Source organism: Selenomonas sp. (assembly GCF_057272215.1).
The window spans coordinates 60,123-80,280 of record NZ_DBHIUY010000010.1 but is presented as its reverse complement, the minus strand read 5'-3'; the positions used below and the strand labels follow the sequence as shown (position 1 = coordinate 80,280).

The 20,158-nt window shown below is 52.6% G+C and carries 22 protein-coding genes and 2 pseudogenes; 19 read left to right on the top strand and 5 right to left on the bottom strand.

Going from position 1 to position 20,158, the window contains the following annotated elements; genetic code table 11:
• The first annotated feature begins 14 nt into the window (after nt 1-14).
• The 18 genes from ACO5Z0_RS09645 to ACO5Z0_RS09560 all read left to right on the top strand — a co-directional run bounded on the left by ACO5Z0_RS09645 (nt 15) and on the right by ACO5Z0_RS09560 (nt 14,593).
• Nucleotides 15-290 (top strand): head-tail connector protein, encoded by a 276-nt coding sequence (locus ACO5Z0_RS09645; protein WP_485650126.1) that lies wholly within the window; start codon nt 15-17, stop codon nt 288-290.
• Nucleotides 290-631: a phage head closure protein gene (locus tag ACO5Z0_RS09640; protein ID WP_485650125.1), complete on the top strand. Its 342-nt coding sequence runs from the start codon at nt 290-292 to the stop codon at nt 629-631. The genes ACO5Z0_RS09645 and ACO5Z0_RS09640 overlap by 1 nt, the downstream gene beginning before the upstream one ends.
• Entirely contained in the window at nt 621-1,010 is a 390-nt protein-coding gene (locus tag ACO5Z0_RS09635; protein WP_485650124.1) for an HK97 gp10 family phage protein, read from the top strand. Before ACO5Z0_RS09640 ends, ACO5Z0_RS09635 begins: the two co-directional genes overlap by 11 nt.
• A complete protein-coding gene (gp17, locus tag ACO5Z0_RS09630) occupies nt 1,007-1,366 on the top strand; it encodes a tail completion protein gp17 (protein ID WP_485650123.1) in 360 nt (119 codons plus the stop codon). Before ACO5Z0_RS09635 ends, gp17 begins: the two co-directional genes overlap by 4 nt.
• Nucleotides 1,366-1,962, top strand: a complete 597-nt coding sequence (locus ACO5Z0_RS09625) for a major tail protein (RefSeq protein WP_485650122.1) — start codon at nt 1,366-1,368, stop codon at nt 1,960-1,962. The genes gp17 and ACO5Z0_RS09625 overlap by 1 nt, the downstream gene beginning before the upstream one ends.
• A gap of 20 nt (nt 1,963-1,982) precedes the next feature.
• Nucleotides 1,983-2,294: a phage tail assembly chaperone G gene (gpG, locus tag ACO5Z0_RS09620; RefSeq protein ID WP_485650121.1), complete on the top strand. Its 312-nt coding sequence runs from the start codon at nt 1,983-1,985 to the stop codon at nt 2,292-2,294.
• A 171-nt stretch (nt 2,295-2,465) separates the two neighbouring features.
• Nucleotides 2,466-5,078, top strand: a complete 2,613-nt coding sequence (locus tag ACO5Z0_RS09615) for a phage tail tape measure protein (protein ID WP_485650120.1) — start codon at nt 2,466-2,468, stop codon at nt 5,076-5,078.
• A complete protein-coding gene (locus ACO5Z0_RS09610) occupies nt 5,005-5,391 on the top strand; it encodes a phosphoribosylformylglycinamidine cyclo-ligase (protein WP_485650119.1) in 387 nt (128 codons plus the stop codon). The genes ACO5Z0_RS09615 and ACO5Z0_RS09610 overlap by 74 nt, the downstream gene beginning before the upstream one ends.
• Before the next feature lie 2 nt (nt 5,392-5,393).
• The gene (locus ACO5Z0_RS09605; RefSeq protein WP_485650118.1) at nt 5,394-5,807 is read left to right on the top strand and encodes a hypothetical protein; all 414 of its coding nucleotides are present in this window, start codon (nt 5,394-5,396) and stop codon (nt 5,805-5,807) included.
• Nucleotides 5,808-5,819: 12 nt separating this feature from the next.
• Complete coding sequence (locus ACO5Z0_RS09600; RefSeq protein WP_485650117.1) at nt 5,820-6,716, top strand: hypothetical protein; 897 nt, start codon at nt 5,820-5,822, stop codon at nt 6,714-6,716.
• Between the two features lie 3 nt (nt 6,717-6,719).
• Nucleotides 6,720-8,771, top strand: a complete 2,052-nt coding sequence (locus ACO5Z0_RS09595; RefSeq protein WP_485650116.1) for a hypothetical protein — start codon at nt 6,720-6,722, stop codon at nt 8,769-8,771.
• Between the two features lie 2 nt (nt 8,772-8,773).
• Nucleotides 8,774-8,998, top strand: a complete 225-nt coding sequence (locus tag ACO5Z0_RS09590) for a hypothetical protein (RefSeq protein WP_485650115.1) — start codon at nt 8,774-8,776, stop codon at nt 8,996-8,998.
• 4 nt (nt 8,999-9,002) lie between these two features.
• Nucleotides 9,003-10,202, top strand: coding sequence for a hypothetical protein (locus ACO5Z0_RS09585; RefSeq protein ID WP_485650114.1), 1,200 nt, complete (start codon nt 9,003-9,005; stop codon nt 10,200-10,202).
• Nucleotides 10,202-10,606 carry a phage holin family protein gene (locus ACO5Z0_RS09580; protein ID WP_485650113.1) on the top strand — a complete coding sequence of 135 codons (405 nt, stop codon included), beginning with the start codon at nt 10,202-10,204 and terminating at the stop codon, nt 10,604-10,606. Before ACO5Z0_RS09585 ends, ACO5Z0_RS09580 begins: the two co-directional genes overlap by 1 nt.
• Nucleotides 10,607-10,768: 162 nt before the next feature.
• Entirely contained in the window at nt 10,769-11,197 is a 429-nt protein-coding gene (locus ACO5Z0_RS09575; protein WP_485650112.1) for an RNA polymerase subunit sigma-70, read from the top strand.
• A gap of 6 nt (nt 11,198-11,203) precedes the next feature.
• The gene (locus tag ACO5Z0_RS09570; RefSeq protein WP_485650111.1) at nt 11,204-11,392 is read left to right on the top strand and encodes an SHOCT domain-containing protein; all 189 of its coding nucleotides are present in this window, start codon (nt 11,204-11,206) and stop codon (nt 11,390-11,392) included.
• A gap of 17 nt (nt 11,393-11,409) precedes the next feature.
• Complete coding sequence (locus ACO5Z0_RS09565; RefSeq protein ID WP_485650110.1) at nt 11,410-13,065, top strand: recombinase family protein; 1,656 nt, start codon at nt 11,410-11,412, stop codon at nt 13,063-13,065.
• Nucleotides 13,028-14,593, top strand: coding sequence for a recombinase family protein (locus tag ACO5Z0_RS09560; protein ID WP_485650161.1), 1,566 nt, complete (start codon nt 13,028-13,030; stop codon nt 14,591-14,593). The genes ACO5Z0_RS09565 and ACO5Z0_RS09560 overlap by 38 nt, the downstream gene beginning before the upstream one ends.
• A gap of 62 nt (nt 14,594-14,655) precedes the next feature.
• Here the strand turns inward: ACO5Z0_RS09560 and ACO5Z0_RS09555 are convergent, their stop codons facing one another.
• The 4 genes and pseudogenes from ACO5Z0_RS09555 to ACO5Z0_RS09540 all read right to left on the bottom strand — a co-directional run.
• Nucleotides 14,656-16,332, bottom strand: coding sequence for a ShlB/FhaC/HecB family hemolysin secretion/activation protein (locus ACO5Z0_RS09555; RefSeq protein ID WP_485650109.1), 1,677 nt, complete (start codon nt 16,330-16,332; stop codon nt 14,656-14,658).
• Nucleotides 16,333-16,365: 33 nt separating this feature from the next.
• Nucleotides 16,366-16,602: a DUF7336 domain-containing protein gene (locus ACO5Z0_RS09550; protein WP_485650108.1), complete on the bottom strand. Its 237-nt coding sequence runs from the start codon at nt 16,600-16,602 to the stop codon at nt 16,366-16,368.
• Nucleotides 16,603-16,607: 5 nt separating this feature from the next.
• A complete protein-coding gene (locus tag ACO5Z0_RS09545) occupies nt 16,608-17,042 on the bottom strand; it encodes a DUF7336 domain-containing protein (RefSeq protein WP_485650107.1) in 435 nt (144 codons plus the stop codon).
• Nucleotides 17,026-18,717: pseudogene (locus ACO5Z0_RS09540) on the bottom strand (hemagglutinin repeat-containing protein); the annotation flags it as partial. The gene ACO5Z0_RS09545 and the pseudogene ACO5Z0_RS09540, both read right to left, overlap by 17 nt.
• Before the next feature lie 356 nt (nt 18,718-19,073).
• On the opposite strand from ACO5Z0_RS09540, the pseudogene ACO5Z0_RS09535 reads away from it, so the two are divergent.
• Nucleotides 19,074-19,249: pseudogene (locus tag ACO5Z0_RS09535) on the top strand (IS256 family transposase); the annotation flags it as partial.
• Between the two features lie 40 nt (nt 19,250-19,289).
• Here the strand turns inward: ACO5Z0_RS09535 and ACO5Z0_RS09530 are convergent.
• Nucleotides 19,290-20,156, bottom strand: a complete 867-nt coding sequence (locus tag ACO5Z0_RS09530; RefSeq protein WP_485650106.1) for a hypothetical protein — start codon at nt 20,154-20,156, stop codon at nt 19,290-19,292.
• Nucleotides 20,157-20,158: the final 2 nt, after the last annotated feature.

The window sequence follows — 20,158 nt, the reverse complement described above, 5'->3', positions numbered from 1 at the left end:
GGAGATGCGTTCCTATGCTTGTATCGCTCGAAGAAATCAAAGGCTACCTGCGCATCGACTCGGATGCCGAAGACAGCCTGCTCACCTCCCTTGCAGATACGGCGGAACAGCTTTCACTGGCAATTTTGCGTGCCAAGTCGTGGAAGGAAGTCAAGAAGCAGGAAGCGGCGCGGACAGCGGTTCTCTATGCCGTTGCGTATCTCTACGAGCATCGCGAGGAGGCTGACCATCGGAAGCTCGCCCTGACGCTTCGTGCTCTTTTGTTTGGCGAGCGAAAGGAGAGTTTCTAGTGTATGTGAGTGTCAACGAACTGCGTCATCGCATCACGGTGCTGCGTCCGCGAGATGCGCCAGATGCGGCAGGTAATCTTATCGAGGAGAGCCGTGAGCCGTACTGCACGTGCTGGGCAAAGATACTGCCGTTCGCAGCGAAAATCTCGGACGGGTATGCCGAGCAGGTCAAGGAAGTCGAGTATCGCGTCGTTATGCGCTATCGGGAAGACATCCGAGATACGGACTTCATCCAGTGGGGAAATAAGACTTTGGAAATCAAAGCGCCGCCTTACGGCATGGACGGCAGGAAGAGATGGCTTGTCATTGAGTGCAGGGAGTTGGTGGAAGATGAGCCGTGACTTTGTTTCTACGAGAGAATTGCTGAACCGCATGGGCAAGGGCGCAATGGATGCGGCGAAAAGGGCTTTGGCAGAAGGAGCGGAAGCCGTCAAGACGGAGGCGAAAAGCCGCTGTCCCGTCTATCGGGGGCGTGACAAGCGCGTCGTGCCGGGTGCGCTTCGAGATTCCATCCACTGCGTCAAGCGCGGGGGCGGCACGTCTTGGCATATCGTGGCGGATGCCAAAGCACAGGACGGCACAGCATACGGCAAGCTCGTCGAGTTCAGTCCGAAGATCAACCAGCCGTTTCTCTATCCCGCGCTTGATGCCGAGAGGGATGCCATCAAGAAGAACATCGTCGAAGCCGTCAAGGCTGCATTGCGGAGGGAAGGAAAATGAGCACAGCGAGCAAGGTCTACCAGGCATTGGCGAGATACAAGCCACTTACAAGACTGCTCCATCGAAACGGCATCTACCACGGGAGAAGTCCCGATGCGGGAAGCTATCCCGTCCTTGTATATTCCGTTATCTCTGATGTGCCCGCGCTGTCGGCGGACGGCATGGAGATGGAGCGGCGCGTGACCGTGCGTCTGCACATCCTCACGAAGGACGGCGCGTATGAAAAAATCGAGGATGCCGCGAGAAAGGTCATGGACAGCCTCGGCTTTCGCCGTTATCAATCGATGGAGTTGGCGGAAAAGCAGGCGTTCGTGAAAATCATGGATTTCAAAACAGGAACAGGAGTTGAGAAATAATGCCAAGTCCAAGCGTAACAGCGCCCGCCGCCAATCTCACGAGCGGGCAGTTCATCAATGTGGAGAAGCTGCATATCGCCAAGATGCTGACAGATGTGCCGAACGGTACGGCGACGTATGAATCGCCCATCAGCTTGGGTAAGATTCTGCGAAAAGTGGACATCAAGCCCAAGACGAGCCAGGCGGAACTTTTTGCCGACGGTCAGTCCGTAGATACGGCGGCCAATACCGCCTCGTACGATCTGACCTTCGACACATCGGCGCTCCCCTTGGAATACGTCGCCTATCTCTTCGGGCACAAGATTGACAAGGGCGTCATGACAGCGAACAAGGACGACGTGCCGCCGTATTTCGCCGTCATGTTCCAGTCGGACAAGCGAAACGGCAAGAAGAGGTTCACCAAATTTTTCAAAGTCCAATTTGTCGAGCCTTCGGAATCGGGCAACACGAAGGAAGAGAACATCAAGTACGATACGCCGACCATCTCGGCAAAGGCGATCTATCGTTTGTCGGACGGGCAGTCGTATGCGAAAGCCGACGAGGAAGCGACAGGCTTTGCCGCCGAAACCGGGACGAAGTGGTATGAAAGCGTATAAGGAAAGGCGGGAAAACTCTGATGGAAACACCAACCATCACGCTCTATGGCAAAACGTATGCGCCGAAACCGCCCAAGATGAAAGTGTGGCGCAGGTTTCTTGCCTTCTTCGACGAGGACAAAAAGAACCTCAGCGTCGAAGAGTTCCTCGATGCGGAAATCGACCTCATCCTGCTCGCCTTTGACCGTGAGGAAGTCACGAGAGAAGCCATTGACGACAACATCGAGGTCGCGGACATCGTGCCATTGACACGGGAACTTTTCCGCTGGATTCAGTTCTTGACCTTCCAGAAACTCGTGAAACTCCCAAACGACGAGGCGGGGAAGGCGTAGAGCTTTCCCCGTATCAAAACATTCTGCGCTACTACGAGCGCCTGCAGTCCTCTTACGGCTGGACGATGCAGGAGGTCGACGCTCATGAGATCGCCTTTCTCTTAGATCAGCTTTTGGCAATAACGCAGACCGAGGACAGGCAGGAAATTTTCATTGACGATGTGATGTGACATGGCAAGAGGACAGAAAATCGATGAGCTGTATATCAGTCTCGGCTTGGACATCGCACGCCTGCAGCTCGATTTCGATACGGCAGGGCGCACGGTTTCCGAGACGATTTCAAGGCTCAACAGCAAGAGCAGTCAGCTGAAGCTCAAGATGGACGTCGACCTCGCCAAGCTCGACGGCGCGGGAACGGAGCTTGACAAGATCAAGGTCAAATACGAAGCCATCAACCGCCAGTTGGACATTCAGAGGAAAAAAGAAGAAATCCTCGCCAACGTGCTCAAGGATGTGCAGAAAGCGGACAAGGACGGCGCACGTACGCGCTATGCCGAAACGAATCTTTTGAAGCAGCAACGGCAGGTCGCACAGCTTGAAGCGGAGCTTAGAAAGCTCAATGCCGAGATGAAGGCGATGGGGCAGAAACTTTCGGCGGGCTTTTCAGCTGCCAAAGGAGGCGTTCACAGCCTGTCGGAAGGCGTGTCCATTTTGAACGCCAAGACAGCGGCTCTTATGGCAGTATTCACGTCGGGTGCGGGATTGTTCAACATCACGCACGACGCGATGCAGGCGGGCGAGGGTATCTACCGTCTGACGAAACGCCTGCACACGACGACGGCGGAAGCCGCACAGATGAGCCGCGTGTTTAGTTTGGCAGGAACAAACATCGACTCGCTCGTGCCGCTCTTTGCAAGGCTCGATAGACAGATGGAGTCGGCAGGTGCGAAGGGAAATGTCACAACCGAAGCCCTGTCGCGTTTCGGCATAGCCTTGACAGACGAAAAAGGCAATCTCTTGGGGCTAAACGAGCAGTTGGAACGTCTTGCTAAAGGCTATCGAAGCGCCGCCGATGCCGGAATGGAAGAAGCTTTCACCGCCGAAGTCCTCGGAGCAAGGGGCGCGGCGCTTATCCCTGTCTTGGAACAGTATGACGACCTTATGGAAGTCGCCTCGCACGTCAAGACGACGGGATTGCTCAATCCAGAAGAAGCGCATCAAGCATATCTCAAATGGCGTGAGATGGAGATGGAGGCGGGACAGCTCAAGCTCGCCCTCGGCTCTGCACTCCTGCCTGTCGCGGAAGACTTAATGCCAAATGTCATAGACAGATTCCAAGACCTCATCGCCTGCATCCAAGACAACAAGGACTCTATCGAGGAGCTTGCCGATGTGGTCGACGCTTTTGCTCGTGCTTCCGTCGATGTCTTGGATGGCGTGGCGGATGCCATGGAGAGCATCGGCATCAATGCGAAATCCGTAAAAGAAACATTGCACGATATTGGCACGTTTGCCAAGCACGGCGGCATCAAGACCACGGTGGACGCGATGCTCGTCGGTGCGAGTACGGGTGCTGTGGCGGGAACGCTGGTAGAGCCGGGCGGCGGTACGCTTGTCGGTGGCATCGGTGGTGCGATCGTCGGCGGCATCGGAGCTTATGAAGCCGCCACAAGCAGTCAGAAGTTCAAGGACTGGCAGGCGGCGGATGATGCGCTTAAAGCTGAGAAAAAGGCGGCAAAAGAAGCGGAAAAGGCTCTGCAGGACGAGAGTCGCGCACAGAAAGAAGGGGCGAAAGCGGCACGGGAGAATGCCGCTGCCGTCCGTGCCGCCGCTAAGGCAAACGAGGACTTGAAAGAAAGCCTGTACACGCTTTCGCACAGCGACCTTGAAAATGCGCTGCATGAGGCTGCCAGACAAGCGGAGAAGTTTCGTCAGTCGGGTGCGGACGCGCAGATGGTAGAAGAATATCGGCTGCAGAAGCAGGCGAAGATTTACGAGGATTTCCAACGGAATGTAACGGATAAGGTAAACGCCATCCACCATACGGAATTGGAGAAGCATCTCGCACAGATAGACGAGGAAGAGCGTGCCTATCGCCGTCAAGGCTTGGACAAGATCAGTGCCGCCACCTGGGCAGAGGCGAGCAAGGCTCGCATCATGGAGCAGTGGGAGTCAGAGGTAGCCTCCAAGATTGACGCTATATGGAAGACTTCGTTGGAAAACCGTCTGGCGGACATCGAGCGCGAGAAAAAAGCGTGGATGCAGAAGGGCTTGGACGAGGTGAAGGCTGTGAAGTGGGCGGAGAAGGAAAAACTCGATGCCCGAAGGAATGCCGCCTTGGAAGCTCTCAAGAGCCAGAAGAAAGAACTGGAAGCATTCCGCAAAGGCGGCACGAGTGGGTTGTTGGACTACTTGCGCGAATCGAATGGGCTGACAAAGGACGATCTGAATTTCCGTCCCGAAGAACTGGAACGGTTTCAACGAGCAAGGCAGACAGCGTTGGAAGATATTCTGCCGAACTTTGCTCCGCGCCGGGAAAGAGAGTCGGGAGAAATCAAGATTACGCTCGGCAATGAAGTGATGGAACGCCTTGCAGGAACGTTTGAAAGCGGCATGACGCAGAAGGTTATGGACAGGCTCAATATTGCTCCGACGGTGAATTCCTCTGGGCGAGAAAGCCGTCCTACATCGACGGCAAACATCGAAGTGCAGGTGAACATAGAGAATGCCGTGACACAGGACAACGAGGGGATGCGGCTCTTGGCAGATCATGTGGCCGACCGCATCCGTCCTGCTGTCGAGCGTGCTTTGGGAGGGGATTCCAATTCATATTCAAATTGGTGATGTACGGACGCTCGAAGCGGAGAACTGGCAGGTCTTGCCCGACGACCGTCAGCGCATGGTGGAAATCGTCGGCGGCGTGGTCGTGCAGGATTTCGGACACGTCGCCCAAGGCGACCGCATCTCCTGCACCGTTACGGTATTGGCGGCGGATTGGGAGAAAATCAAGAGATACTGGGACGCTCGCGAGAAAGTGGACGTTACGGACGAGGCGGGGAATATCTGGCACAATTTGCGCGTGACGGTGAAGGCATATGCCTATGTGCCGCACTTCCCGCAAGTTTATAAGCTCACACTGGAATTTTGGAGGGTATGACTATGGCGAACAAGCTGCACATTTATATGAACAATCCTACGAACCGCATGAAGGATGGCACGGAAGCAAGCACGGATACGGAGACTTCTCCCATCGCAGTCCTGCTGGATGCCGCAAAAGAAGAGGAGAAAGCCGTCAAATGCGCCGTGCGCTGCGATTCCGGCTACAAGGTCGAAGGCGCGGTCACAATCAAGTTCGTTGGAAAGAATGCCGCCAAGTGGAAAGCCGCTCAAGACAACAACTACACGGCAGATACGGTCTTGGCATCCGCTGACTGGAAAGACACAATCTCCCTGCAAAGCGTCGGCGAGGGCAACGTCATCTTCTGGGTCAAGGCGATGAGCACGTCCGATGAAAGCCCGAAGAATGACACCACCGTTGACGTACAGGCGGAAGGGCTGATCGTAGAAGTCTGAGGAGGCGATGGCATGGCGTTCAAGTACATCAATCCGGGGTATGCCGACTTGATTGACTTGGGAAGCGACAAAACGGTGCGGGATGCAAAGTACAGCAAGACGGGCGTATCCTTCTGGATGCCGAAGATACGCGGCATTGCCGTTCCCTATACGCTGACCGAGCTGTACGGCAAGTTCGACGTATATATCAAAAGCGGGAAGAACCTGGATTCGACGGCGTGGCTTCAATTCGGCGAAAAGAACAGGGTCAAAATCCGCGGGTACAATGACTATTGGACTGTCTACGGGGCGAACAGTAACACCTCTTACTTTGATGCCAGAAAACATATGAAGCACGATGACGTCAATACCATATGGTTTCATATGAAGCAGGGACTCAATTACGACGCGATGCTCCATGTCATAGTCAACGGACATGAGATTGGCAAACGGACGAATCTTTACATGGATCTTCGAGAGGCGAAGGAAATCAGCATTTATGCGGATACGGATGATGCGTTGCTTTCCAATATCATTTTGTCTGACGAGGATATCAACATGAAAGAGCAGGCTGTCCTTTTGTCCGTTCAGTTGACGGTCACGGATATGACAGATGGCGGCGACGGAAGCTATCGGGCGACGGCTGCGGGACAGCAGATTTTGCAGACGATGGATACGGCGGCGCTTGCCGCAACGTATGGTGCAGATTCCCAAGTGACCGGCGTCACGCTGTTCGGTGCTCCCGCCTATCGCACGGGAACAGGCATCTGCACGCTCACAGCCTTGGAAGATGTGAGCGGAGCAGTGACGGAACACGGCAGACATGAATTGACGGATAAGACGACGGCGATTGTTTGGGACGGACGTGGCGCATCTTTCAGCATGGCGGAGATGGAAGCGAGAAAGTTTGGCTGGAAAGCGGGGGAATAGCGCATGGACGTCTTGCTGAAGCCGAAAACCTGCATCGCATGGATTCCCATCGGCGAGGAAGTCCTGCAGCCGAAGATGTGCATCGCATGGATTCCCCGAGGGAAAGAAGTCCTGCATCCGAAAATATGCGCGTCGATTCTTCCTGCGCCCAAGCACAGGGAAATGATGAGTGTAGATACCGAGCGCCAAGTTGCTGAAACAGCTGAAGCAAGAGCAGACAGCCAAAGACAGGTTTGCAGCACCAACCGCATTGCTGCAGATACAAGACGCACGGTCACTTCTTCCGCCATCGACTGGACGGGTGCCAAGCTCCTGCGGCGTGTCGCATATCACGATACAGTTTCTGCCGCCACGCGAAGATGCGTTGGCGGCATTTATGTTCGCATCCACTGCGACACCTACCGCACGCTCTCGCCGAACTACAATATTCCGCGCGGAGCGACGGAGCGTGAAGTCGTCAAGCGCGAGACGGTTCGTGGAGACACAAAGCGCACACCAGGCATCAAGAATCGCATATCAGTAAGGATGCAGCGTGGACTCGGCAGGGGAAATGTCGCCAAAGCCGCCCTGCGCCGTACCGTCGTAGCGCTAGTGCGCGTCCGCTTCGATACCTTGCTCCGCATTCCTCATGTGCTCGAATACGTCAAAACATCCCGAGGAAGAAGCAAGCGTGCCGTATCACAGATCGCCGACAACTTCCGCGCTCACGGCATCCGCTCCTTTGCCGTCGCGCTCGGCGAGATGACGCTCTCCGATACTTTTCAGATGGAGACAGCACAGCCGCTTGCCATCGGCGATGCCGTGCGCGGTCAGATCTTGGACTATCGCTTCTCCTTCCTCGTGGAAGAAACCCTCCAACGGGACTTGCTCCAAACGGTAAAAGGAACGTACAGCAAGGACGCGACGCTCTACTCTGCCATTCACATCTTCGTGAAAGAAGCACAGGCTTCCCATTACGCGCAGTCTATCGCCGCCGCGCTCGGCTTGCAGCTCCATTGGGCGTGCGATGATTTCACGCCGTCGCAGAACTTCGAGGACAGTGGCATGACATATCAAGACTTCATCTCCGCGCTTTTTGGCTGGACGGCGAAACTGCCGCAGAGACAGGTCAATGTGTTCATCCGCGAAGATACGCTGCATATCGTTCAGCGCGGCAGAGAAGCATCTGTCCTCGACATCACGGACTGGCCGCACAGTCGCCCAACCGTGGAGCGCCGCCTTGTGCGCTCCTTGTGGCACAACGGCCATGCCTCGGAGATGGCGGGGAACGCCTACAACGAAGAAGATACCGAGCCGATTCCCTTTACAGGCACAATCTCTTGGGAAGAAATGAGCCGCACCTACCACAACGGCTTCTTGACAAGTGAAACGAACGAGAAAGGCATGACCGAATACACCTACCATGGCGAATATCTGACGAGCAAGCAGACGCACAACAAGGACGGCTCCACAAGTCGCACGGAATACACCTATGCCGAAACCGAGCGTGATGTGTATCTCGTCAAAGAATGGGAGCGCACGACAGAACCCATCAACGATGGAAAAAAGCACACGGAATACGACTGGACGGACTGGAACAACGAGCGCGGCACGGAGCGCATCATCTACCACGCTCCACTAGGCTATGGCTGGTATGCGACGACCGTCTATGTCGACGGCAATCTTGAGGGCAGCACCCTCTCGCAGGGAAAACCGGGCGGCAAGGCAAGCCGCTTCACGGTCGAGCAGTCCAATCTGAGCCTCGGTTCAAGCTATTCGCGTGACGAAGAGGACGCGCCCTTCACATCGCTGATTGATACGGAATTTCCCGTGAAAGGCGAAGCGTACCTCAAAGAACTGACGCAGGCGATTCTCTGGCTCAACCGCAAGACGCAGGAAACCGTCACGCTGGAAGTTTTTGCGAATATTCAAGACGGTGTGCCGGATGTCGGGCATATCGCTGATTTCACCGAGCGCATAAAATTCGAGGGCAAAGAATATTTCCTGCAGTCGAATGCCGTCGAGCTTACGCCACGCTCCCTCAAGCAAACCATAAAGATGACGAGGTGGTACTGATTATGAACGGTGTGCAAGGACTAGCTGACATGCTTGGAAAGAGCGTCAAAGATACACGAGAGAGGCAGGAAGGCAAGGCGCAGAGGGGTGTGATTCAAGGCGGCAGAGTGCGCATCGGATCGCGCTCCTATCCGTTCAAAGCTGTCGTAGACTGCAGCACGGAAGAAGGTGCACTCGTCTGGGTGCAGATTTCCAAGGGCGGCACGGCGATTATCTTAGGAGCGTGAGAATATGCACAGAGCAAGAGTGACGGAAGTGAGAGGAAAGAAAGTTCTCGCCGAAGGGAAGTGGCTCACCGTCATCGGCAATCGAAGCGTCCATAGCGGCGACTGGGTGTGGACGGACGGCCGCTGCATCTATGGACATGAATCCACAGGCGGCAGTGCGCCTGTGCTCGGTAAAAGAAGGGAAAGCGGCGTTCCCGTCTATGTTGGTGCAAGGCACTGCATCTATCAAAGAGGAGTGTTGCGAAATCTGCATGTTGACTATGAATACAGAGGGCTTCTTTATCTGGGGGCGCACGCCGCACATCTTCTGCCGCATCCGTATCCGCAGAGAAAGCAGCAGCTTCTTGATGCAGACATGGATGCAGCCGGGAATATTTTTACGCTTACGGGCGTTTATTGGACATTGGATGAAGACGGGATGTGGCCGAGTCCTCTGGGCGCTGTCCGTGTGGAAAAGAATAGGAAAGAAATCGCCGCGCACGATCTCAGGCCGTATTATGAGATGTTCAAACTGCCGCACTACACAAGCATCGTCACTGGAGGCGGACATATAGACTGCGAAGGGAACTGGGGCTTCTATTTGGAAATCGACGCATCCTCAGACGACAGATATAACGAGAAGAGACCCGGCACAGAATTAACCAACACAGTGTATTATGTGGATTCTGGAGGTGCGCGTCAGTTGTTCCATGACTATGCACGCCTGAACGAAAAGGGGTTCATACGGAAAAGTGAAAAACACACGGGTGCGAGAGGAAAGAATTTTCCAATCCACGACGGCTACTACTACATGTGGAACCAATACGCGCCGACGGGCGCTAACTTCTTGTCCCGTCCCGAACGCATCATACTGACCATTTTCACACCGACAGGAGATAAAATCCTCACTGGGTGCTTCCGCCTTGGCACGCGCTTTACGATTCTCCGCATCGGAGATGGGCAGTATCTGCTTGGCGTGCATTCCGTAACCACGCAGACGCTTTCCATGTTCACCACAGGAGAGGATCAAGTTCCGGAGGTATATCCTCCCGAGTGGGGATGGGACGAAGTTCATCCTTTCGAGAACGGACTGTACCTATGCAAAGACGGTCTGCTGCAAAAACTGGCGGAGGGTGATTGCGACACGTTCCGCTTCCGTCGTGTGCGGGACGTAAAGACATGGGAAAAGACGTTGAAAAATGCAATTCAAGGAGGCAAAAAATAATGGAAAACCTTATGAACCTTCGCTGGTGGTCGGCGTGCGTCGGCGTGCTTGTCGGCGAGTTCCTCGGCGACTTCGACCATCTGCTCTACGCACTGGTCGTATTTATCGCCGTAGATTACATCACGGGCGTCCTCTGCGCCGTATTGGACAAGAACCTGTCGAGCGAGATCGGCTTTCAGGGCATCGTGCGGAAAGTCGCCATCTTCCTGCTCGTCGGCGTGGCAAACGTGCTCGACATCCACATCATCGGCAGCGGCTGCGTCCTGCGTTCGGCGGTGATCTTCTTCTACCTGTCGAACGAGGGCATCTCGATTGTAGGACATGCAGCGAGAATGGGACTTCCCGTACCGAAGAAGCTGCAGGAAGCCATGAAGGAGATACGAGAAAAACAGATGCTCGGATAAAGGAACGAAGCCCGGCGGGGGAAATCCTGCCGGGCTTATTTTTTTGCCCAAAATCCATGAAGTTTCACCTTTGCCGTGGCTCTCTTATAGAGGTGATTTTATGAAAACATCCGCTAAAAATTCGGCTTTCTGTCCTTTCAATAGTAGAGAGGGGAGAATACCATGACAGAAGAGCAAAAGGAGCAAATCAAAGACCTTCGCATGAAGGGCGTGGGCTACAAGAAAATCGCGCAGTACATCGGCTTGTCCGAGAACACCGTGAAGTCTTTTTGCCGCAGGATGAATGCAGCAAAGCCGGAGGCAGTCAAGCCGCAGGCTGCGGATGTTGGCTTGAGTTGCGAATGCTGCGGCAAGTCGATGGAGCAGATTCCCGGCAGGAAGAAACGGCGGTTCTGCTCCGATGCCTGCCGCCAGAAGTGGTGGAACAGCCATCTGCATCTCGTGCAGCGAAAAGCTGTCTATCCATTGGTGTGCCGTCATTGCGGCAGAACCTTCGAGATTTACGGCAACAGCCACAGGAAATACTGCTCTCATGCGTGCTATATCGCCGAGCGGTTTGGCGGATGCAAGAGCGCCCGCACTCGGAGGTGATCGCCCATGACAAAGGAACAGTTTCAGCGCGAGAAAATGTACCAGGCCACGATGGGCATGGTGCGTCGGATGCGTTCTGCGGGGCTGATCTCTTTGGAGGAATACGCTAAGGTCGAGCAAATCTTCCTCGAAAAATATAAGCCGCTGATCGGCTCAGTATATGCGGAAATACCGTTGACTCCTTGCCCGAGTTGAGGGATATATGATGAAGGGTGATACAATTGAAGCTTACACGCATAGAACCGACCGTAGCGACACTTACGCCCAAAAAGAAAGTGGCAGCTTACGCTCGTGTTTCCGTGGAATCGGACAGGCTGAACCATTCGCTTTCGGCACAGGTCAGTTACTACAGCAAGCTCATCCAGAACAATCCCGAATGGATTTATGTCGGGGTGTACGCCGACAGCGGCATCTCCGGCGGTGGGATTAGCCGCCGGGCAGAATTCAAGCGAATGGTCGAGGATTGCGATGCCGGATGCATCGACATTGTTCTCTGCAAGAGTATTTCAAGATTTGCCAGAAACACGGTAGACCTGTTGGAAACCGTGCGGCATTTGAAATCTCTCGGGATTGACGTGTGGTTCGAGAAGGAGAACATCCAGTCCCTCTCAGCAGACGGGGAACTCATGCTCGGAATTTTGGCGGGCTTTGCGGAAGAGGAGAGCCGCAGCCAATCCGACAATGCCAAGTGGTCGATTCAGAAGAAATTCGAGCGAGGGGAGCAATGGCACGCAGCAGCTTACGGCTACCGCTGGGACGGCAAGTCTTTCGTCATCTGCGAAGAAGAGGCAGATGCCATCCGGGTGATTTACGACAATTTCCTCAAGGATATTCCGCTCAGTCAGACATCCCGCTGGCTGCAGAAACACGGACATGCTTCATCCGTGCCGTTCATTCGCTACGCCTTGCGGAACATGGTCTACGTCGGAGACGTTCTCCTGCAACGCTATATCACGGAAAATCCTCGGACACACAGAATCATCGAGAACAAGGGGCAGCTGCCGCGCTACTACATTACGGACAACCACCCTGCCATTATCGACCGGAAGACGTTCGAGAAGGTGCAGGCAAAAATCAGGGACAGCTACGACTTCAACCCAGCGGCACATCGCATCGTAAAGCCAAGCTGCTTCTCGGCAAAAATCATCTGCGGCAAATGCGGAGCACACTTTGTCAAGGGAGCGACCAGAACCAACGGACATGACGGCTTGCAGGAGCATTGGTTTTGCTACGACAAAATCCGCAAGCGGACGTGCAAAGCCGGAAACATCCGAGGGTATCGACTGCGCGAGGCTTCCTGCGAGGTGTTGGGACTGACGGAATTTGACGAGAATGTGTTTGCCAAGACCGTAGAGAAAATCCTCACCACCGATGCGGATGTGTTGGAATTCCACTTCTACGATGGCACGGTCAAGACGGCGAGAATCCACTATTTCGATCAAGCGGAAAAGAAGTACACCGACCCGCACAAGAAGCCCTTCGGCTACCGATGGAGCAAAAACGGTTATGTGCTTGTTCCCAAAGAAGCCGAGGCGGTTCAGCTGATATTCCAATACTATCTCGACGGCTGGCAAATCACTGACATCTCACGAAAACTGGAAGCCGACGGCTATGGCAGCATTCACGGGAAAATATCGCGCAAGCTGATCGCCTACACGCTGGACAGCGACTTCTACCTCGGTGTTCGCCGAATCAAGGCGCAGTTCTCCGAGAGTGGGAAGGAAGAGGTCATCAAAAACGACCACGAGCCGCTGGTGACGCAGGAGACGTTCGATGCCGTTCAAATGCGGCGGCGAGCGGAATACAAACGATGGAAAGGACGTGAGCGCGATGCGAAGTGTGACGGTCATCCCCGCCAGCATCCATAAATTCTCGGAAGTTCCGCTGGCAACTGCAGCCAAGCGGAAAGTCGCGGCGTATGCGCGAGTTTCCACGGACAACGAAGACCAGAAAACATCCTACGCCGCCCAAGTGGATTATTACACCAACTACATCAAGAGCCGCTCGGACTGGGAGTTCGCCGGAATGTATTCGGATGAAGGCGTGACGGGAACCTCCATGAAAAAGCGTGAGGGATTCACCCGCATGGTGCAGGACGCTCTGGACGGCAAGATTCAGTTGATTGTCACGAAATCTGTATCGAGGTTCGCAAGAAACACGGTGGACAGCCTCACAACGATACGGAAACTCAAGGAAAACGGCATCGAGGTCTACTTTGAAAAAGAGGCGATCTGGACATTTCAGGCTCGCGGCGAAATCCTCTTGACGATTCTTTCCAGCCTATCGCAGGAGGAAGCGAGGAGCATTTCTGAGAACGTCACATGGGGCTTGCGGAAGAGATTCGCAGACGGCAAGTTCTCCGTCGGATACTCGCGCTTTCTCGGCTACGACAAGGGCGAGGATGGAAATCTTGCCATCAACGAGGAGCAGGCCAAGATCGTGCGGCTCATCTTCCGACTTTTCCTTGAGGGTATGACGGCTTGCCGAATTGCCAAGGAACTGGCCGCACGACATATCTTGACGGTCACGGGCAAGGAGAAATGGAACGCTAAGACCATCCGAGGAGTCCTCGCCAACGAGAAATACACGGGCTGTGCGAGGATTCAAAAGACCTTCACGCCGGACTTCCTCACCAAGAAAGCCGTCAAGAACTGCGGACAAGTGCCGAGCTACTTCGTGGAGCAGAGCCATCCTGCCATCATCGACACTGCCGTGTTCGAGATGGTGCAGCGAGAGATGGAGCGACGCACACGGGAAGGCGGGAGATACAGCGGCGTGAGCATTTTCTCGGGGAAAATCCGGTGCGGCGAGTGCGGCGGCTATTTCGGTTCTAAGGTTTGGCACTCAACAGATAAGTACAGGCGCACCATCTACCGCTGCAACAATAAATACGACGGGCAGAAATGCCAAACGCCCCATGTGACGGAGGATGAAATCAAGGAAGCATTTGTTACGGCATTCAATCGTCTGGTGACGGAGCGGGAGGAGATCATCGCCAATGCGCGACTCGTCCGGCAGACCCTTTGCGACACGATGGCGCTCATGGAGGAGAAAGCCAAACTGCAGCAGGAACTGGCGGTGTTGGTGGAGATGACGGAGAAATGCGTTATGCAGAACGCCCGCATTGCACAGAATCAAGAGGAGTATCTACAGCACTACGAGGGACTTGTGGCGCGGTACGATGCCGCCAAGGCACGGTTTGACGAGGTGACGGACGCCATATCTGCTAAGGAAGCGCAGTCCGAGCGATTGGCAGTGTTCGAGCGGACGCTTAAGGCGCGGACTGCTCCTGTGGCAGAGTTCGACAGCCAGCTGTGGGCGAGTATGGTAGAGTGCGTGACCGTGGATAAGGGCATGACGGTGATGTTTCGGGATGGAACGGAAGTGAGCGTGTAGAATATGGAGTAACAAGAAGATTTTCAAGGGCGGGATTGGGCTTGATGTTGGAGAATGAATCCCTAGAATTTCAACCCGAGGGAGAACCCATACGTCACATCCGGCGTATGGAATCCCTCGGGTTTTATGATGGGCGCAGCGGCGAATACGTCATAGGAAAGTGTATCTATCGCACCGCGCAGCCCGATTGCTGCGCCTGCGAGCACATGCCCGTTGTAGAGATCGGCGCCGTAGCCGTAGACGGCACCGACATCGAGTCCAAGGTAGAGTTCTGCCTGCTGCTTTGGAAATTTCGTCGCAAATTCATTTCTAAGATACCAGCCGTTTGCTCCCATCAGCGTGACCTCGCCATCGAAGCCGCGCACGGTGTAGCGTCCGCCCATGCTGATCATATCCACGCCATAGAGCCTTTGCTCGTTCATCGTCCACTGTCCGTGTAAGGAACTCGTGAATGTTGCAGGCCGATGATCGAAAGTAAACGGATGGACATAATCCACATCGACGAACCACAGGCGATAGCGCGTCTTCGGCGCATTCGGATAAGTCTTCTCCTCCTGTGCGCCCAGCCAACCGAGTCCGAAACGGTGCGCGATACGGAAATAAAGCGTATCCCGCTCGATATAGAGCCGCTCTGCATAGCCGACTTCAAGCGATGTCTGGTGCATCGCTTGAATCGGAATCTCCACATCGTTGATAAAGCTGTGTGAATTGCGCTTCCGAAGACGAATATCCAAGCTCGTTTTCATAGAAGCAGAGCGATGTAGCGCATAATCCCAGGAAAACATAGAAATATTCGTATCGCCCGCACTGATGAAATCATAAGGGCGGCTCTCGACTGTCTGATGGTATTTTGACCGCTGGTAAGAAAGTGTGAACGTATGCGCTCCGTAAGGAATCGTATAGCTGACATTATGCCCGCGCGTGCCCTTCGCATAGCCGTCCTGTGCGCCGTCGAGATTCATGCCGATGCGAAGGATATCATTGCGCTGAAATATCTGATCGACGCCGACACTGCCGTAAAGCTGCAGTTTTCCTGTATCCTTAAGACCGGAATCATCGAAGGAGATTGTACCGTAGACATTCTTGCTGCGCATCACCGTGAGCATCAGGTTAGTCATTTGCGGCTCCTGTGCTGGCAGGAGTTTCACGGCAATATCCTGCGAAGGCAGGCGCTTCGCCTGCTCAAGCCCCTGCTCAATATCGCGCACATTCAAGACATCGCCCTCGCGAAACGGGAAGAGGTTGTAGGTATAGAGTGTATCACTGCCCTCCGCAAAGCGTACGGCATGAATGCGTCCGATCTGCAAAACGAGGTGCAGCTCTCCCGAAGAAAGATTTTGCTCAGGGATAACGACACGGCTCGTGGAAAAGCCACGCTCCATAAGTTCTCGATTCATCTTACCGATGACTTCATTGATATCCTTGAGAGAAAGCTCGCGTCCTTCATAGTCACGGGAGATGTGGCGCAGGAAATAGAACTTCCCAGAGTCATTTTCAAGCACGACCTTGGCGATGGGGAAACGAACCGTTTCATCGGCAGGGAGCGTTGAGGAAGGGAGAGGGGGCGTATCGACCTCCGTGCGTTCTTGATGCAGCCGCTCCTGCCGTGCCGCCTCCTGCGCTCGCGACTGGTCAAGCTGCTCTTGCTGTGAAAGTGGAGCAGCATTGGCGGGAGAGACGGATAGGGGGAGGATGGCTACTGCGAGTAGGAGGGCAGATGGGAGTTTGAGTGTTATCAAGTAGGTTCACCTCGAAGTTCTTGGGACGTAGCTTTATTCATCGAAGTCGTCGTCATCATGCAAAAAGCCCGTATCCCAGCCACCGACATTTATGCGATACTTGTCGATGTAAAAGCAGTCCATCGGATAATCTCGGAAGCCAGGTTTTTTACTGTACATGATCTGCGCTTGTTCAGCTTTTTCTCTCGTTGAAAAAATGCCGAGCGTTTTGAATATATCAATGCCACGTTCATTTTCGTAGCAATGTCCTAGTTCATAACAGTATTCCATACTTATCACCTCTTCGCTTCTAGGATAATTCTGGCATACCGTAGCAGGGCTCCGGATTCTTCTGAGAAGAAGCTGCTTTTCGGGTTCTCCGATTTTCCATGCTTAGCCAAGATCCTCTTGAGAAATTGCCGAGGGCGCTCCCCTTCACGTACCTGTTCCTCGCTTGCCCAAAGGGGGATATCGCAGGAGATGTTCTGCGGGGTCATTCGGGAGATGAATCCTTCTAGCCAATAACAAGCATCGATTTCATATTCTATCACGTAAAAACAAGAATATGGATAGTCGCGGAAACCGCCCAGCTTCATGTATCTTGCCGCTTCATCCTGCGCATTTTTGCGACTGCTGTAAATTCCGATTTCTTTTGCTTCTATGTTGTATTTGGCCAGATCGTAAACATGTAATAACATATAGACAACGGTTGCCTTATTTGTTCTTTCCACCGCGATCGCCCCATTTCTTTAATTTATTGTAATCACTCCTTGGACCTTTATCGTAGTTCCCTTTTCCATATAGTTCGTCCATAATCCTTTTTGCAAATTCCTTGCCGCTTTCTCCAGAATTTGGACGTAAGCCTTTAGCCCATGAAGGTCGATCTGTTGATTTCTCCTTTTCAGACTTTCTTGTGAAGAATATGTTGTCATCTGGGATATTTTTTGCCCAATCTTCTCGAAAAATGAATAAAGGATCTGTATAGGTTTCTCGGTTAGAGTCTGGTATGTAGGGATGAAGCATAAACGGGTATCCGGGAGTATCCCAAGGAGTCACTGTCGTTGAATCTAAGATGTAATGCCTAGTATTGTCTGTCGACGATGAAGTGGAATAGGATATTCCAAGTTTTTGCAAAACAGCTTCTAGTGCCGAATCTGCTCTCTCAAGTATGCAATGTCCGTTTTCCTCTATTTTGGCTAGAGCTTCTTTTGTATCTGTATTTTGGATATACTGTACTCCGCTGGAAAAAACAATAGCATAGCTTATTCGAGGTAATGCTTCCTCTAAGAGTTGAACAATTCTGGGCGACTGTGATGAAACGGCAGCGGCAACTGCAGCAGCCGCTGCCGCATGATTGTTCTTCGTCCCACTAGTTGCCGAAGTCGCACCAGAACCCGCATTCCCACCGATCGCCTTAGCCGCCGCAGCTCCTACAATCGCACTGACGATCTGTGCAGTGCCGGGATCCTTGATCTTCTTGATCTCGCCAATGATCGCCTCGTTTACGCCTGCACCGATGGCGCCAGAAGCAAAGCCAGCTCCCGTGATCTGGCTCATGATGCCGCCGATGATGGCGTGGACGGCGACTTTTCTGCCGCTGCCGTCATCGGGTAGGTTATGGGCGAGGCGGAAGGCTTCTTCGCCGAAAGCCTTGGCAAGTTCCTGTTGTTCTTCAATCGTCTGCTTGTCAAAGATTCTGCCCAGCTCATTCAGCGTGTTCGTTGTATCGCGGTTCAAGGCAGAGATGTCCTGCGTAGGATTCTCGCGAATGTCGATGGTTCCCTGCGCTACAGCAGAACTTGTCGTGCTGTTTGCATCGCCTTTGGCCGGCATGGAGAGGTTGGGGGAGAGGCTTATGGTGTTATAGACCTTGTTCTTCTCCTGTCGGCTCATCTTGTCATAGCTGCCGTAGTGGTGATACTCGGCGCCTATGCTTTTTGCGCTGTAGTCCGCACCGTTCTCCAAACCGCTGAAAGAGAACGTCCCCGTGCTGAGACGGTTCTTCTCCGCTTCTGCGTCGCTTGCGATCACGGCGCCCTTGAGGTCGGTGTTCTTCTCGACGTAGATGTCGAAGCCGTCTTTCCCTGCGAAGATGCCTGCCTGCTCATGTGCGCTGCAGTAGTAGGATTCCAGGTTTCCCTTGCTGACCGATGAACCGATCATGGGCTTGGAGAAGGAGCGGAGGATTTTTTCGGAGCCGACCGGGTCGAGCATCTGATTCATGCTCCAGGAGAAGTTGAAGCCCGCCGATGTGTTCTTCTCCTCGTAGGTTTCTTTTTCCTGCAAGGTCTCGATGTTGAGATTGCCGCCGATCTTTGCTGTGACCTTGTTGCCTTGCACCGTGCTGCCGAGGATGTTCGTATCCTTGCCGCTTTCAATCTGCAGGGCGTCTTTGGCAGAGATCTCCATCTTTTAAGCATTAGCGCTACAAATCACTGAATTCTTGTTCCTTTTCGGTATAATGGACTGAATTCTCACTAGTTCTGGTTATTTTTAGATTTAGAGAACCTTTACCGGGTCCCAGATGAAAATCGTATGGATCGCCCGCCGCTGGGCCGATACTTATAGCACGAAATTGTGTTTTTCCTAACGGAATATATATTAGAGTGAGCGTAGGAGTGGAGAACCCGTCCAATGAAGCCGTCCTATCTGTTCGTGTCCGTCGATTACCTGTACGGCTCTCTGCGCACGGAGGCGGCATCCAGCAAACGGCGGTGCACGTCCATCATGGCTTACGACACGGATGACTGCAAGGATGTGTTCGGAGGAGTTCTTTCCCCAACGAAGATGCGGTGTCCAAGCTGCTGTACCTACGGGTGCAGAAACTCCAACAGAAGTGGGGCGGACGCAAGATCCCAAACTGAGCGCTCGTGCGCAACAGCTATTGATGGATGAATGTATGGCAAAGGTGATGGAACACTATGATACGGCGTACTGAAAAAATGTTTACACAAAACTCTTGACATACCTAAAATCATCTATATAGAGATGCCTAACTTGCATATTATATCATACGAATTAGAACGCATTCGTTTTGAGGAAGTTAGGATAAATAGATAATACATGCTTTTACGAATGCTTCCTATGGCATGTATAAACCTCATACCTTGTGAAATAGGAACTTTCTTACATTCAGCTTTACAAAAAAGATAAACACACTCCTCACTACTCAAAACAAGCAAATCTGCAATAACATCAATAAAATGTATTTGTTTCCAAGAGGGGGTATCGGGTATTACGTGTATTTTTCCTAGGTCATATTTGGTTAATGGTTTGAATGTCTCTACAATGTAGTGGTGATTTATATCCTTATATCCTAAAATACCCTTAGTTGCATTGGCATATATAATATCGTTTTGATAATCTTCTTTTATTGCTTTTTGGTAAAAGCGATAGTCTAGATAAAATTCTTTATCGATGCACTGAATATCTTCCACAGAAATAGATTCGATGACAGCACAGGATATATCGATACAAAAGAAATGTTCGCTATAATCACCAATGTATACTTTATCCTTTCTCCAACGGTAACTCATAGAATAAACTATTTCCTGAAATATTATTGGGATTTTTATTATCTTATATGTTTTCTTTAAGATCTCTATGTGTATGAATTTGTTATTTTCTCGGCAATACAACAAAAGCTCTTTTGTATCCATATTTTTATAGCAGGCATCTATCATCAATCCCGGCATTATTTCCAGGGAATATACTGTTTTTAAATTTTCATCGTAAATAGTAATTCCTTTCTGCTCGTTGTTTACTATAATCATATCATTCATATATTCTATGAGATATAGATCTTTGTTTTGTATGATACGTTTTCCTAAATCTGATACAATCATAT

What these genes read in the sequence shown, in the direction of transcription:
- ACO5Z0_RS09600 (WP_485650117.1), top strand. Translation starts at nt 5,820, where the DNA reads ATGGCGTTCAAGTACATCAATCCGGGGTATGCCGACTTGATTGACTTG.
- ACO5Z0_RS09595 (WP_485650116.1), top strand. Translation starts at nt 6,720, where the DNA reads ATGGACGTCTTGCTGAAGCCGAAAACCTGCATCGCATGGATTCCCATC.
- gpG (WP_485650121.1), top strand. Translation starts at nt 1,983, where the DNA reads ATGGAAACACCAACCATCACGCTCTATGGCAAAACGTATGCGCCGAAA.
- gp17 (WP_485650123.1), top strand. Translation starts at nt 1,007, where the DNA reads ATGAGCACAGCGAGCAAGGTCTACCAGGCATTGGCGAGATACAAGCCA.
- ACO5Z0_RS09635 (WP_485650124.1), top strand. Translation starts at nt 621, where the DNA reads ATGAGCCGTGACTTTGTTTCTACGAGAGAATTGCTGAACCGCATGGGC.
- ACO5Z0_RS09560 (WP_485650161.1), top strand. Translation starts at nt 13,028, where the DNA reads ATGCGAAGTGTGACGGTCATCCCCGCCAGCATCCATAAATTCTCGGAA.
- ACO5Z0_RS09550 (WP_485650108.1), bottom strand. Translation starts at nt 16,602, where the DNA reads ATGGAATACTGTTATGAACTAGGACATTGCTACGAAAATGAACGTGGC.
- ACO5Z0_RS09590 (WP_485650115.1), top strand. Translation starts at nt 8,774, where the DNA reads ATGAACGGTGTGCAAGGACTAGCTGACATGCTTGGAAAGAGCGTCAAA.
- ACO5Z0_RS09585 (WP_485650114.1), top strand. Translation starts at nt 9,003, where the DNA reads ATGCACAGAGCAAGAGTGACGGAAGTGAGAGGAAAGAAAGTTCTCGCC.
- ACO5Z0_RS09575 (WP_485650112.1), top strand. Translation starts at nt 10,769, where the DNA reads ATGACAGAAGAGCAAAAGGAGCAAATCAAAGACCTTCGCATGAAGGGC.
- ACO5Z0_RS09610 (WP_485650119.1), top strand. Translation starts at nt 5,005, where the DNA reads ATGTGGCCGACCGCATCCGTCCTGCTGTCGAGCGTGCTTTGGGAGGGG.
- ACO5Z0_RS09580 (WP_485650113.1), top strand. Translation starts at nt 10,202, where the DNA reads ATGGAAAACCTTATGAACCTTCGCTGGTGGTCGGCGTGCGTCGGCGTG.
- ACO5Z0_RS09615 (WP_485650120.1), top strand. Translation starts at nt 2,466, where the DNA reads ATGGCAAGAGGACAGAAAATCGATGAGCTGTATATCAGTCTCGGCTTG.
- ACO5Z0_RS09570 (WP_485650111.1), top strand. Translation starts at nt 11,204, where the DNA reads ATGACAAAGGAACAGTTTCAGCGCGAGAAAATGTACCAGGCCACGATG.
- ACO5Z0_RS09530 (WP_485650106.1), bottom strand. Translation starts at nt 20,156, where the DNA reads ATGATTGTATCAGATTTAGGAAAACGTATCATACAAAACAAAGATCTA.
- ACO5Z0_RS09625 (WP_485650122.1), top strand. Translation starts at nt 1,366, where the DNA reads ATGCCAAGTCCAAGCGTAACAGCGCCCGCCGCCAATCTCACGAGCGGG.
- ACO5Z0_RS09645 (WP_485650126.1), top strand. Translation starts at nt 15, where the DNA reads ATGCTTGTATCGCTCGAAGAAATCAAAGGCTACCTGCGCATCGACTCG.
- ACO5Z0_RS09605 (WP_485650118.1), top strand. Translation starts at nt 5,394, where the DNA reads ATGGCGAACAAGCTGCACATTTATATGAACAATCCTACGAACCGCATG.